Below are 14,700 nucleotides of genomic sequence, written 5' to 3' on the forward strand. Positions count from 1 at the left end.
ATGCCGGACGATCAACCTTTGGAAAATGCCGCTTTGGATTATCGGCCCAAGCTGCCTGAGCGAAGCGATTTTAGGATCGGCTGCATTGGTGCTGGATTCATCATGGCCGATTGCCATCTTGTCGCCTATCGCGCCGCCGGGCTAACGCCGGTCGCGATTGCTTCACGCACACCTTCGCGAGCCGCAGAAGTCGCCGCACGCCATAGGATTCCGACTTCTTATCCGACCTACCAAGAATTGCTCGCCGATCGGTCGGTTGAGGTCGTTGATGTTGCCGTACCGCCAGATTGTTTGTTGTCTGTGGTCACGGATATCGTTAAAGCTTCGCATGTCCGTGGGATCCTCGCGCAAAAGCCGCTCGGTTGCAGCCTTTCAGAAGCAACCAAGATCGTTCGCCTTTGCGAAGATGCGGGGGTCGTTTTGTGTGTCAACCAGAACATGCGATACGATCAATCGGTCCGGGCCGCACGAAGCTTGATTCAGCGTGGTGTCTTGGGTGAACCCGTATTGGCGACGATCGACATGCGAGCTATTCCGCACTGGATGCCGTGGCAAGAGCGACAGGGGTGGATGACATGCAGGATCATGTCGATTCATCATCTCGATGCGATGCGATTTTGGTTCGGCAATCCGCAGCGAGTGTTTGCGAGTTTCCGAACAGACCCGCGGACATCATTTGAGCATACCGACGGCATCGGGCTTTACATTCTGGAGTACGAAAGTGGATTGCGATGTATGATCTGCGACGACGTGTGGGCGGGGCCTGCAAAAGAAGGCGCGGCGGCAGATTTAGGGATTCGCTATCGTATCGAGGGGATTCGCGGATTGGCTAAGGGGACGATCGGATGGCCGGACTATCCTAAGCGAACACCGAGCACGTTGGACTATACGACGACCGAATCTGCGACTTGGCATCGGCCACGATGGAACGAAGTCTGGTTTCCGGACGCTTTCTTGGGGCCGATGGCCGAGCTGCTCTGTTCGCTCGAAGAAGAAAAATCGCCTTCCATGTCGGGGCAAGACAACTTGGCGACGATGAAGCTGGTAGACGCCTGTTATCGCTCGGCGGAGACTCACTGCGCGATCGAACTGGAAAATCAATCGTGATGAAAAATCTCGTCCGTGCTGTAAGCCAAACGGGTCGATGCTGCGTAGAATTCAACAGAGAAGGCGGAGACAAGCCAAAGCTAGCGAGGCGACCAAGCGATGGCCCAAACAAGCTCTAACGAATCCGAGGCGATGTATCGGTCTTTGATCGAAAGTCTGCCACTTTGCGTGATCCGAAAAGACCTGCAAGGTCAACTTCAATACGCAAATGAACTCGCGTGTCAATCGATCGGACGCCCCGTGGCGGAGCTGATCGGCAAGTCTGACTTCGATCTCTTTCCCGAGGACTTGGCCAAGAAGTATTTGGCCGATGACCATCATGTCATCGAAACTGAAGCCTTGTACCACAACGTCGAACGGCATCAGGATGCAAGCGGCACCGTGAAATACGTCGAGGTGTGGAAAGCACCGGTGCGTGATGAGTCGGAAAGCGTTGTCGGGATCCAAGTCATGTTTTGGGACGTGACGGATCAAAAGAACACCGAACATCAGATCGAATTTGAACGCAATCTACTTTCGATTCTGTTAGAGACTGTTCCAGATTCGATTTACTTCAAAGACACCGAAAGCCGCTTCATTCGATTAAGCCGAAGCTGTGCCGCAAAGCTCGGTCTGAAGGATGCACGCGAGGCGATTGGGAAATCCGATGCCGATTTCTTCGGTCGCGATCATGCGAAAGAGGCACTCGCTGACGAACGCCGGATTTTAGAAACCGGTGAAATGATCCAAGGCAAAATCGAACGCGAAACCTATCTCGATCGCGATGACACTTGGTGTAGCACAACGAAAGCGCCCTTGGTGGATTCGTTCGGGCAGGTCGTCGGTACCGTCGGGATCTCACGCGACGTTTCCGAACAGATTCGTGCCGAACAAGAGCTGTCGCGAGAACGCGACCTGTTGAAGACGATCATCAATAACGTTCCAGACTTGATCTATGTCAAAGATCGTGCCGGACGGTTTGTGACCGCCAACGAATCTTTGGTCAGTCTGCTTGGTCTTGAGTCAACGGATCAAATCATCGGAAAAAGCGACTATGACTTTTCACCAGCCGAGCTGGCGTGCAACTATGTGACCGATGATCAGAACGTGATGCGGACTGGCAAGGCGCTGTTCGATCGTGAGGAGTCTCATCAGGGATCGGACGGACAGCCGCGGTGGCTGTTGACCACCAAAGTCCCGCTGCGTGATTCAGAAGGCACGGTCGTTGGCGTCGTTGGCATCGGGCACGACATCACGGAACGAAAGAAGTTCGAAAAGGAAATCGTTCAAGCGAAGGAAGTCGCCGACAAAGCCAATCGCGCCAAAAGCGATTTCCTCGCTAACATGAGTCACGAAATCCGCACCCCGATGAACGCCATCATCGGGATGACGGATCTGTTGCTCGACACGCGGCTAGATGCCACGCAGCGAAGCTTCTTGTCGATGGTTCAGGAGTCCGGCGAAGCCTTACTGTCGATCATCAACGACATTTTAGACTTTTCGAAAATCGAAGCCGGTAAGTTGGAGATCGAACCGCAGACGTTTGATCTTCGCGAAAGTATCGGCGACACGATGAAAACGCTGGGACTGAAGGCTCACGCCAAAGGCATCGAGCTTGCCTTCCGTGTCGAACCTGCAATTCCACGCTATGTGGTTGGTGATGCCGGGCGTATCCGACAGATCTTGGTCAATTTGGTCGGCAACGCGATCAAGTTTACCGAGCAGGGCGAAGTCTTTGTCGATGCCAAAGCAAAGCAGGTGACCGATCAGGAATTGGTCCTTTCGGTCAAGGTTCAAGACACAGGCGTCGGAATACCGGCCGAACGCTGCGAGGCAATCTTTCGTGAATTTGAGCAGGCGGATACGTCGGTGACGCGGCGATTCGGTGGCACGGGACTTGGGTTGGCCATTTCGACCCGGTTGGTGAACTTGATGGGCGGAGCGATCGAAGTTGACAGTGAAGTCGGCCGCGGCAGTACATTCCAGTTTGATTTGCACTTGGGCGTCTCTGCCGACGCAGAGGCAACAGCCTCTCAAGGCCTCGTTCAAGTTGGCGGGACCAAAGTTTTGGTTGTCGATGACAATGCGACTAATCGAGCCATTTTGAAAGAGATGTTCTCCAATTGGGGAATGAACCCCATCGTCGCCGAATCAGGTAAAGTCGCGTTGGCATTGTTGCGTGAAGCGGAACGCAGCGATCAGCCATGCAAGTTGATCGTCACCGACATTCACATGCCTGAAATGAGCGGTTATGACTTGGTGCAGCAGATTCGGCAGGATGCGAGTGTTGCCGAAACACCGGTCATCATTTTGACCAGTGCGGGAAGACAGGGAGATCACGCCAGAAACATCGAACTGGAAATCGCCGAGCGACTGTTAAAGCCGGTGAAGCAATCTGAAATCTTTGACGCCATCGTTCGAACCCTTGGTGTCAACGGCGTCGAGGATGAGCACGCCCACGCAGTTGCTGATATTGCCGACGAATCGCTCCATGGACTTCGGGTTCTGTTGGCTGAAGACAACGTTGTGAATCAAAAGCTGGCGATAGGTGTTCTTTCGCGAATGCAGATCGAAGTGACCGTCGTCGGGGATGGGCAAGCCGCGATCGATTTGTTGGAACAGCGATCCTTCGATCTTGTCTTGATGGATGTTCAAATGCCCGTTGTCGATGGTTTGGCGGCGACGCAACGAATCCGAGAACGAGAGCAGGAAACAGGACGTTCGCGGGTTCCGATCATTGCGATGACTGCCCATGCGATGAAAGGTGATCGTGATAAATGCCTCGAAGTGGGGATGGACGAATACATTCCCAAACCAATTCGCATCGGAACGTTAAAAGAGAAGCTGTCACACGTGGTCGATCAGTTCGGACGATTCGATGCGGTACAGCAATTGAACATTCCGGCAAACGAACCGGAAGCCGATGGGTACGATTTAGGACAGCTGCGCCAGTTGGTCAACGGCAGCGAAGAGCTATTGCAGGATTTGATCACTGCCTACACGCAGGAGAGTCAATCTTTGCTGGGCCAGATTCAATCCGCCGTTGATAACCAGCAGGTCGAGCAGATCCATCGCTTGGCACATACCCTTGGCGGCGCTTCACGAAGTGTCGGCGCAAGTCGAGCGGCAGAAAAAGCCAACCGGCTGCAGGTGATCGATTCGGACACTAGCCGTGATGATCTCGCCGAGCTGTACAGCGACCTGAAAGCGGAAGTGCAACGAGTCACTGACGTCATGCATCACAGTTGAAGTCGCTCCGGTTCACTGAATTCGCAGTGATATGATGTTCATCTAAAGGCCTTGTTTTCGGATTGCGGTCTCGAAATCATAAAAAACACGACACATCGATTCCTCGCAGACGCTTGGTTGCCCATCAAGGCAACTAACCGCGGGCAACCGCAAACACGGGGATCAAATCATGCGTTGTACACGAATTTTGGCTGCGTTCTCAATCTGTTTGGCAATCTTGGCAGGGAACGCCAGAGCGGATGTTGACTACGACATCGAAGACTATTGCCACGAAGAAGACGGTTGGGTTCAAATCTTTTTGGACGACTCACATGACCTTGTCATGATCAGCCGAGACGATGACGAACTGGTGATTCGCGGACTGATGTTCGATCAAAACGAGTTCGCCGATGTGCCTGATCTGTTTGCTTTCACCGAAGACGAGTTGGAAGACATGGCAGATGAGGATTTCAAGTATGACAACGAGTTCGATGACATTCAGAAAGTCTTCATTCTTTGTCGGGACGGAAACGACGTCGTGCTCTGCGATCCCGACGTTCCTGTCGAGATCTATGTCTTCGGTGAAGAAGGCAATGACTATATCGAAGGAAGCATGCTCGGCGATAACCTCCAGGGCGGTCCAGGACGAGACAAATTGTTCGGGCGTGGTGGGGCCGATGTCCTGCATGGCGGACCTGACGGCGAAAAAGATCGCTTGGAAGGAGGTGAAGGCACTGATACTTTCATCCAGTACTACAAATATCAAACGGTCACGCTAAATAGCTTTCAGCCGTATCAGTTTTACAATCCACTGATGTTGCGAGGTGTCACATCAAGCCGAACCGCGATTCGGCAAACCCAAACCACTCGGGTTGATGAGGAAACGCTTGCTGACTTCGATACCAATGAAGACGTCTTGATCGAAACTCAGAATTGAACGTGAAAGTGACCGAAGCCAATACCAAAACACGTTGCCTTCCCAATGTCCCGGATTCTGTCTGGATCATTGGGAGGGCTTCGTGTTTTTAGGTCTCACGGTTTGCCCTTGCACTTTTGGCGATTGCCGACCAAGTTGCTGCATCAATGATGCGTCGTAATCCAGTGCAACATTTACGAGACAAACGCGGTGGGCAGTTTCAGTTTAAAAGATCACCTTTTCAATCGAGAAACGGTCACCTATCTGGCCGATCAGTTTCAGGCGGCTGACAGTAGCTTTGATCACAAATCCTTCGTCAAACAAGTCCTGGCGAAGTTCAAAGAGCTTGAGCTCAAGCAGCGGATCACTCATATCGCCGAAGTTTTAGAGCAGCACCTTTCATCGGACTACAAGGTCGCCGCAAAGCAAATTGTCGCGGCGCTGCCGCCGAAGTTGGATGAGTCCCTGGCAGACGACGACTTTGGCGATTTCATCCTTGCGCCGCTGGGTGAATACGTCGTGCGCAATGGACTGGACAAGAAGCAACTGCGACTTTCGCTAAAGACTCTCAAAGAGATCACTCAACGATTCTCGATGGAGGACGCGATTCGGGCGTTCATTCGCAAGTATCCAGAGGCGACGATTGCCGAGCTCGAAAAGTGGTCAGTCCATCGCAACTACCACGTCCGGCGTTTGGTTAGTGAAGGGACCAGGCCGTCATTGCCATGGTCTGGGAAAGTGCCATTGGAATTGACGGCAGCGATTCCGCTATTGGATCAACTGCACTCGGACCGAACTCGCTATGTCACTCGAAGCGTCGCCAATCACTTGAATGACATTTCCAAGAAAGATCCGGATCTGGTGCTAACAACACTGCAACGATGGAGGAGCGAACAGCGACAAGATGATAAAGAGCTAACTTGGATGACCAAGCATGCGCTGCGAACGCTGGTCAAGCAAGGCCATCCGTCGACGCTGAAGTTTCTAGGTTATCGTCCGGACCCCAAGATCACCGTCAGCTCAATCACGTTGGAAAATGATTCGGTAAAGCCCGGCGAGTCGTTAGAGTTTTCCTTTTCTGTTGACGCCGAACGTGACGAGTCGTTGATCATCGATTACGTCATTGATTTTGTGAAATCCAATGGCGGCCGAGCTGGCAAGGTCTTCAAAATCGGTGTGACGGATTTGAAGCGGGGGGCAACGAAAAGCTTTTCCAAACGTCACAAGCTGCACGCCAACGCGACGACGTTCACGCTCTATCCGGGCACGCATCAGCTGTCGGTGCAAATCAATGGAAAGATCTTTCAATCTGTCGAATTTGAGCTTCTCGGGTAGCCTCTTGCAAAGTCGCTGCAAAGCTACCGATGTGATAAAAGGAATTCGAAAACGCACCTCATCCCGCCTTTGCAATCGAAACCGTTCCGGGCAAGATGCTGGTTGTCTCGGACAGGGTCACGTTTCGGAAACGTCGCTACTGCGAGATCGTTTTGTCGCAACGCTATTTCGAAAATGCCAAACGAGCAGACTTGTTTGGCGATGTCGGTTGGGAATTGAACATTGGCACTATCACCCGAAGAAGCTCAACAGCAAGTAACTCAGTGGCTGCTGCCGCGAACCTCCGCAGATGGGGTGATCCTGACGTTTGACGAACAGGTGCAGGCAGAACTGGCCAAGCGACTTGAGCTGGCTCCCGACAAGCTGAGGCGAATCTGTTTCGGTCTATTTGGTCGAGATCACCAAGGAAATTCCTTTTTCGATTGGAGCCAGATCAACGATGCGGAGGCGGATGCCCATCACGCCTTAGAACAGCTATCCGACAGCGAGGTTTCACAGCTGATTGCCGCAGCGACCGGCAATATCGCACCATTGATTGAGACCACATGGAATTGGATGGCTACGACTTGCGAGAGCTATCACTACGAAAAGAAAACAATCCGATCATCTAGTATCGGTCCGGCAGTCCAGGTGCGTCGTGCGCTCTGGCTGAAGGCGATGATTGAGATCTGCTTGACGTTCCAGGACGAGATTCTCACGCTTCCGATGATCGCGGCGTGGGCACCCTATCTTCAGACCGGGTATATCACTCGCGAGCAACAACTCGGTCAACTCATCGCGGCGAACCTAACTGCGGGGCACGAACAGTCCGAAGAAACCTTGGACGTGTTGCATCAGATTGTTCAGCAAGAGCATGAAGTCGGCGTGCTCGGTGATCATGTTTTCTACGCATTGTGGGCGAGCGATTGCGTCGAAGGTTGGGAGATCATTGAACGGTTACTGCTGGCCACCGACACGAGCGAAGGTCTGCGGCAAGTGATTTTGTTGGCAGCTTTTGATGCTCATCCCGATGCGCTCGGTCGGCTTTTCGGTTTGTTGCATGAACAGGGAATGACTCGCCACGGTTCGGTCGTTCAAGCGATGGATGATTGGTTGGGTTGGCATTGGTCCGGAGAATCAACCGATGAAATAATCGATGCGCAAGAAACGCTTGCGCATTTTGTGAGCGAGCCGGGACAGGCGGAAAGTTTTCTGGCAGATCCATTCTTAGACGCCGAAAATGCATCCGATGTTTATCTCGCGTTATGGGCGGTGGGAGTCCGTTCGGTCGAAGACGCGTTAGCCGCCGCTGGCAACCTGATCGAACATTCCGTTATTGAAGTCCGCTATGCGACGGTGTGCTATCTCGCGTGGCTGGAGTTCACCCCCGCATTGCCGCTGCTGGGAAAGGCGGTCAGCGATGAAGACGAACGCGTTGCCCTGAAATCGCTTCGAGGGATCGATGATTTCGAAGCCCTGACCGTAGACGAAATCAGCAGTCACCTCGTCCTCGCGGATGTCGAGTCTTTGTTCGATCGGTTGCCGGTCAAAACACTGCGATTTGCACCAATCGTTTGGCCTTGGACCGAAACGAAGGCGAGACGAATTGATCTGACAGAGGCTTTGTTTCTAGCACTCGGAAATCGCTCGGCCACGTTGCTGTTGCCGCATCGAAAAGACCTCAGTCCCGAAGGTCGCGAGAAGCTTGCCAATCATCTTGCTGATTCAGATGACTGGGATGCAGAGACACGGGCCGCCTTGGTCGAAATGGTCGGCGATCTCTCTTTGGACGTTCGCGAAATCGCCGTCAAGGCGTTGCGAGAGCATGGCCTTCAGCGTGATGAGCTGGTCTTGATTTGTGAGTTTCTAAAGCGAAAGTCAGCCGACCTGCGTAACGAAATCATCAAGCTACTGCTGTTGCAAGACGATGATACCGCGATGGAAATGGCGAACTTGCTGTGTTCGTCACGGAATAAACAACAGCGATTGGCTGGTTTGGAATTGTTGCGTTGCTTGGCAAAGGAAAATCGTGATCGTTCCGCCTGTGTCGATGCCGCCAGCGGATATAGCCAACAACATAAAAAGCTTAGCAAAGAAGAGCAGTTGCAAATCAATGCGATCCTGAAAAGCTACAAGCCAAAACTATCCACAGCCAACGGTTTTGGGTTGTTCAGTCCCAGTCGCCGCACACAAGTTGTGACGCCAAAGAAGAATCGTCGTCAGGCTGTTTCCGCCGCCGCTCGAAAGCTGTTGTCGGCACTCGATGAATTGGTGGATGAAAACCGTGCTGCGCTGGTCACATTCCGGCACGGATCACAAGATATGACACAGGCCTTGGCGGTAGCGGGTGAAGCATTCGTCGATCTGTGTGACGGTCGAACGATCGAACAGGTACGCAGTGCATTGCCGCTCGCCGACCTTTGGGACGACTGGTTTGCCAAACGACCGAAAGCGCTCACGGACCGCGATAACTTGGAAGTCATGCGAGCACTGTTTTTGATGCAGAGCGATGATGACTATGACCGGTCAGAGATCTTGCCATTCATTGAAGAAACTGAGTCACGCAAAGCATTGCTCAAATGTATCGGGCAAGACGGCGAAACGCCTCCGCTTCGATATCCCGAGCATGTCCAAGGTGTGCTCGAGTATTGGCTGATGCCGGTGACTGAATCAGATGTGCTGGACTATCTATTGGACGTTACCGAAAACCTCGCCGCGTCGATTCCGCAGGAAGACTACCCAGGTTTTATCCCGACAGCGAAGCGGGAAGACGTGAATCGCCGAGTCGCTGATCCCTATCAACGGTATCGGACGAACGAGTGGCTTTGGCTTTGCAAGATCTTTCTGGAATCCAAAGCCGTTGATCCGAATGTCCAACCGACCAAGCAGCAGTGGGAGCGGATTTGGAAGGTGCTGCGCTGGTGCGACGAGCCAACGCCGGGAGCGCGACGCTTGCATTGCCATGCGGTTGTGATCGCGAAAGCCTATCTTGCGGGCGTTGCGACATTCGACGATGTGGTGGATCAATTAATCGGGCCGCGGTTTGATGACAGCGCCGCAGAGGACTTTGAACTGCTAAGCACATTCACCGACAGACGTGTTGATCCGTCGCTGGAAGAGTTTCTGCAGCGTAGCGAGATTCAGGATTTGCTAAATAAGATCCGGGAAACGCTTTTAGAAATCGAACTGCAGCGAGGCGAGTCGGAAACAACGGCGACCGGGGCGATCACCGCAATCAAAAGCTTCTTCGGTGCCCAGACGTTGCTGCAAATACTACGATCGGTCGGCGATGCGCCGCTTCGAAGGGATCGAAGCACCCGATCGTCGGGGCATAAACGAGCTGTCGTGTTGACGAAGCTTGCGATCAAGACTTATCCCGCCGTAAGCGATACGCCAGAAAACTTTGCCAGACTCTTTAGCGAAGAAATCAAATCCGGTGTTTTGACTGACGAGCGTCTAATCGAACTGAGTACCTTGGCACCACAATGGGCCGACCATGTGGATGCGACGGTGGGAAGCGTCTAAATGCCTTGTTGGTTTTCTATTGTCGCTTTTCACGCAGTCGAAGGCGACTATGTCAGGGACCAAACCTGGCAATCAACAAATTGCTACGGCTGGAGTTCGCCACCGGGTTGCACGCCGGTAGCTCGGGCGATGTAGGATGGTGGGGTGTGCTGGCGTAGTCGTTGATCTCCCACCCAAACTTTCCCCACCCGATATGAAAATTCGATCTTTGCTTCTGATGTTTGGCATGGCAATGCCAAGCGTCGGATTCGCCGAGCTGACGGTTCCCCACTTCATTAGTGACCATATGGTGATCCAGCGTGATCGCGATGTGCGCCTGTGGGGTAGCGCCGATCCTGGCGATACGGTAACCATTTCGTTTAAAGAAAAGTCAGTCGACACGAAGGCTGACGAAAATGGCAAATGGTCAGCGGCGCTAGCATCCGGAGCAGCCGACGCCGATGGCGCGATGTTGAAAATCTCTTCGGGCGATGAATCGATCGAGATCGAAGATGTGCTCGTGGGTGAAGTCTGGTTCGCATCGGGCCAGTCAAACATGGTGTTCACGATGAACCGTGTGCCTGCCTATGCAGACATCATTGCCAAAACAGACCTACCCAAAGTGCGTTTTTTCAACGCGCCGACAGTCACCAGTGTCCTGCCACAAGATGACATCGATGGGGAATGGTCGCTTGCCAACTCGAAATCGGTGCCACAGTATTCCGCCGTCGCTTTCTTCTTCGCAAAGAAGCTGCACGAGGAATTGGATGTGCCTGTTGGCGTGATCAAATCGGCATGGGGTGGAAAACCCGTTGAGACCTTCACCAGCCGTGAAGCATTACGTACCAACGATGGCACTGCGAAATTGGTCGCAGCGACTGAGAAAGCTGATGCGGGCTACGACGCCAGCGTGGCGCAGCAGCAATACGAACAGCGGATGGAACAATGGAAGCAAGCCATGGCGGCCTATCGGGAAAAGCCAGCCGATCAACGTGGTAGGGCTCCACGACGTCCGGCAACGCCCAAGCGGCCTTTGGATACCGAAGGTCAGCCCGGCGTCCTGTTCAATTCAATGATTCACCCGTTCGTCGGATACACCATTCGCGGAGCGATTTGGTACCAGGGAGAAGGAAACGCGAAGCCAAATGCGGTGCCTTACGATCAAACCCTACCGCTGTTGATCACTGATTGGCGGCAGCGCTGGCACGATGATTTTTCTTTCTACTTCGTTCAGCTTGCTAATTTTCGCGATCCCACAACACAGCCTGGCAATAACGATCCATGGCCATTGTTGCAGGACAGGATGCGCCGCGTCGTCGGCGACGTTCCCAAGACCGGGATGGCGGTCATCAATGATGTTGGTGAAGCCAAAGACATCCACCCAAAGAACAAGCACGACGTCGGTGAACGCTTAGCTCGCTGGGCATTGGCAAAAGACTATGACATGGATTTGGTGTATTCCGGCCCGTTGTTCAGATCGAGTGAAGCCAAAAATGGAGCCATCACCATTACGTTTGATCACGTCGGTGAGGGGCTGAAATCACGCGACGAAGAACCTTTGCAGCGTTTCGAAGTCGCTGGCAAAGATCAGGCTTGGCATTGGGCCGATGCCGAGATCATCGGGAAAGATTCTGTTCGTGTTCACAGCGATGACGTCAGTGTCCCTGTCGCGGTTCGATACGCTTGGGCGGCGAATCCGGAAGGAGCGAACCTGGTCAACAGCGAAGGTTTGCCCGCTTCTGTTTTCCGCACCGATGACTGGCAGGATGTCGAGCCACAGACCGCATTGTCAGCTCGCGAGAGGCTTCTGCTGCGTCGTGACTTAGGAGCAAAGATTAAACAGCTTGCCACGAAGCGAAGTGAGCTCAAACGCGGAACCGACCAATTCAATGAAGTGGTTGCCGAACAAAAAAAGCTTCAAAAGCAACTGCAGGAGCTTTCCAGCCGTCAATAGAAGCTGCCAATAAAAAATGCCGGTGGCAGAACCACCGGCATTTTAGGATCGGTCACTTTCGTCACCGAAGACTGATAGGTCGACTACTTTTTCGCGGGGACAACTTTATCGATACCAAAATCGATGAACTGTCCACCGGTCGATTGGTGACAATGGATTGCCACGACGTTGTCGCCTTCTTGAAACGCGTCTGATTCAATTTCGAATGAATCATACGCGGTCGTGTAGCCTCCAAGTGACACGACAAGCTTCCCATTGACGTATACCTGAGCTTCTTCATCATGCCAGATACGCAAGGCTAGTCGTCCGGAGACATCGGATAGTTTGATCGTTCGTCGCAGCCAAACGTCGTCGGTATTCCAAATGGTTCCGACGGGAGCGCTCGGCGTTTGACGCGACCCCAAACCGCCTTGAGCTTCTGACCAAGACGAATCATCGAAATCGACAGCAAACCAGTCCCCACTCGGATGCTCGGTCGTGAATCGATAAGTCGCTTTGGTGTCGGCAGCGGTGGCAACCAAGTTCTCGGTTTTTGGTGGCGTCGGCATGTCGGCCCAACCGGCGGCATTTGTCGTGTCCATCGAAGCGTAAGACTGCCAAACTTTGGCGTCATACAAGAGCTTCAAAAAGACACCGCCAACCACAGGACGCGCGGTGAAGCCACGCTTGCGTGCAGTCGACGTAAAATACCAGTCGGTCATCGGCGAACGATCAGGTGTTTCATTCAAGAAATGATGCACGGGCTGAACCAGGGCATCAAAGTCATCGCGGTCTTCGGTTAACGTGGCGGTCCAAAGCACCCAGTCCAGCTTGGTGTAGTCCGACCGGTTATCCAACGGCAAACCGAATTCGTTTTGAATATCGCGATAGTATTTCATCTCGGTTTCGTAGACTTCGCTTGGGAATAGATCCAATCCCAAGATGCGGTCCCAAACCAAGTTGTACTTTTGGCTCCAAGTGCCTTCACGGTCAAATGCCAAGCGATAGTGGTCACCATCGCGAGCGGCTTTGATCCACTGCTGGGCGTATTGCTTTGCGACCTTGTTGAATTTGTCTGACTCGGCAGACTCGCCTCGCATTTCGCAAAGCTTTGCATAGGCACCGAGCGCACAGATGGCCTTGGCACTCAAGTTGACGTTATGTGCCATGTGACCGGCGAAGTCATCGGTACACAGTTGGTTCTCGGGGTCGAAACCTTTGTCGCTGAGGTAGTCAGCCCATTGCGAGAGCTGTTTCCAGTATTGGCCGGCGAAGTCCGCATTGCCTTCCATCTGTGCGACCGCGCCGAATAGCAACAGCAAGTTGCCGCATTCTTCCACGGGCATTTGGTTTTCTTCGCTGGTTTCACCGCCACCGTAACGCTGTCCGTTGGCCTTGGGGTAAGTACCCAAGTCGTGCGGAGCGAAGGGGAATTTCCAACGGCTCGACGCAGCATATTCCATGAACGGAACGATGAACGATTTCGATACCGACGGTCCGAACAGCAAAAACTGGGGTGCCATCGGGTAGAAGACGTCCGAGGTAGCGATACAGCCGTTGGAGTGGTTCTCCTTGCTAAATTGCAGCGGTTGGCCGTTATCATCGGCAACAAACTTGCCTGCTGCAAAGCACTGGCGATAGGCCAACGCGCCGATGTCAGCGTACGCTTGTCCGCCGGCGTTTTTCAAATCGCCCATCAACTTGTCGTCAAACTTCTCGCATCGAGCTTCCAGGTCAGCATGTTCGCTGATGGAGGCGTTGATCAGATCTTCGGCATTCCAGCCGTCTTTTCGCCAGTACGGTCGCAAGCGGTGTTTCATGAATTCGATCGAATACAGATCGTCATAGGCGATCAGGGCATAGCCCGACGCGGCTGACGTTTTCGATGCTTTGCCCAGCGACATTGCGATTGCTGCAACCACTTGATCCGAAGCGATCGGGAATTCCGCGTCTTGTTCAGAGAGACCTTTCACGCCTGCGTTATCGAACGATTCACGAAGTGACGCGGACGATCCAAAACTGGTTTGGGCGTTGGCTTTTTGATCTGCCGCGACGTAGAGGTAGCCCCAGTCGATACGCAGGTCATCGCCTGACTTTCCAAGCACATACTGAGACACCGTACCCAGTTTCAATGCGGTGGCGTTCTTAAGTTTCTCGGTCGAGCCGGTGACTTCTTGTTCTGCCAGGTTGGTGGCAAGCTGACCGCTGGCATCAAAGTAGAATTCAACGTCGTGTTCTTGATCATCTGTCGACGAGACTTCGCAGTTGACATAGGTCGTCGGGCGGCTGAGTAACATCATGTCGCCAGGCAGTGCCGGCGTCGTGAAGGTCAACTGCACCGACACGCCATGCCCTTCGAATTGATAAACGGTCCGAGTTGGCAATACGCGAACGGACGTTTGTTTGAGAGCAGCGATCGTTTGTGGCGAATCACCCATCAAGCGATAAGCATGTCCGTCGACGCGAACGAGCGCGGCCATCGGTTGTGACTTTCCGGTCCAGTGGGTTGTCGCGGTTTCCCAAAGGTTGTCACTTTGCGACCAGACACTGAAATACGGGTCACATGCGACCAAGGGGACCGCGGGTGGGCGAAAAGCTTCTTCTGCTGACGTCGTTTTCGTGACCGACATGCCGAGCACAACGCTGGCCAGCATCAAGCAGGTCTGTAGAGTTCGATTCATCATTTTGGTTTGAAGTGCCGTGATGAGATTGGACGACG

General features: G+C 53.2%; 7 protein-coding genes. 6 read left to right on the top strand and 1 reads right to left on the bottom strand.

From position 1 onward, the window contains the following. From LOC67_RS00710 to LOC67_RS00735, 6 genes are all read left to right on the top strand, one after another. The gene (locus LOC67_RS00710) at positions 1-1,107 is read left to right on the top strand and encodes a Gfo/Idh/MocA family protein (RefSeq protein ID WP_230260438.1); all 1,107 of its coding nucleotides are present in this window, start codon (positions 1-3) and stop codon (positions 1,105-1,107) included. Positions 1,108-1,206: 99 nt separating this feature from the next. Next, positions 1,207-4,335 (top strand): PAS domain-containing protein, encoded by a 3,129-nt coding sequence (locus tag LOC67_RS00715; RefSeq protein ID WP_230260440.1) that lies wholly within the window; start codon positions 1,207-1,209, stop codon positions 4,333-4,335. Positions 4,336-4,504: 169 nt separating this feature from the next. After that, complete coding sequence (locus tag LOC67_RS00720; protein ID WP_230260442.1) at positions 4,505-5,251, top strand: calcium-binding protein; 747 nt, start codon at positions 4,505-4,507, stop codon at positions 5,249-5,251. A gap of 171 nt (positions 5,252-5,422) precedes the next feature. Next, positions 5,423-6,565 carry a hypothetical protein gene (locus tag LOC67_RS00725; RefSeq protein WP_410001114.1) on the top strand — a complete coding sequence of 381 codons (1,143 nt, stop codon included), beginning with the start codon at positions 5,423-5,425 and terminating at the stop codon, positions 6,563-6,565. 222 nt (positions 6,566-6,787) lie between these two features. Then, complete coding sequence (locus LOC67_RS00730) at positions 6,788-10,069, top strand: DUF5724 domain-containing protein (protein WP_230260444.1); 3,282 nt, start codon at positions 6,788-6,790, stop codon at positions 10,067-10,069. A gap of 193 nt (positions 10,070-10,262) precedes the next feature. Then, positions 10,263-12,002 (top strand): sialate O-acetylesterase, encoded by a 1,740-nt coding sequence (locus LOC67_RS00735; RefSeq protein WP_230260445.1) that lies wholly within the window; start codon positions 10,263-10,265, stop codon positions 12,000-12,002. Positions 12,003-12,085: 83 nt separating this feature from the next. On the opposite strand, the gene LOC67_RS00740 is transcribed toward LOC67_RS00735, so the two are convergent. Beyond that, positions 12,086-14,665, bottom strand: coding sequence for a glutaminase family protein (locus LOC67_RS00740; protein ID WP_230260446.1), 2,580 nt, complete (start codon positions 14,663-14,665; stop codon positions 12,086-12,088). Positions 14,666-14,700 lie beyond the last annotated feature (35 nt).

Origin of the sequence: Stieleria sp. JC731 (genome assembly GCF_020966635.1) — a bacterium.
Classification (GTDB): Bacteria; Planctomycetota; Planctomycetia; order Pirellulales; family Pirellulaceae; genus Stieleria.

Excerpts from the sequence above, each read along its gene's own strand:
- LOC67_RS00710 (WP_230260438.1), top strand. The coding sequence starts at position 1 with ATGCCGGACGATCAACCTTTGGAAAATGCCGCTTTGGATTATCGGCCC.
- LOC67_RS00715 (WP_230260440.1), top strand. The coding sequence starts at position 1,207 with ATGGCCCAAACAAGCTCTAACGAATCCGAGGCGATGTATCGGTCTTTG.
- LOC67_RS00720 (WP_230260442.1), top strand. The coding sequence starts at position 4,505 with ATGCGTTGTACACGAATTTTGGCTGCGTTCTCAATCTGTTTGGCAATC.
- LOC67_RS00735 (WP_230260445.1), top strand. The coding sequence starts at position 10,263 with ATGAAAATTCGATCTTTGCTTCTGATGTTTGGCATGGCAATGCCAAGC.
- LOC67_RS00740 (WP_230260446.1), bottom strand. The coding sequence starts at position 14,665 with ATGATGAATCGAACTCTACAGACCTGCTTGATGCTGGCCAGCGTTGTG.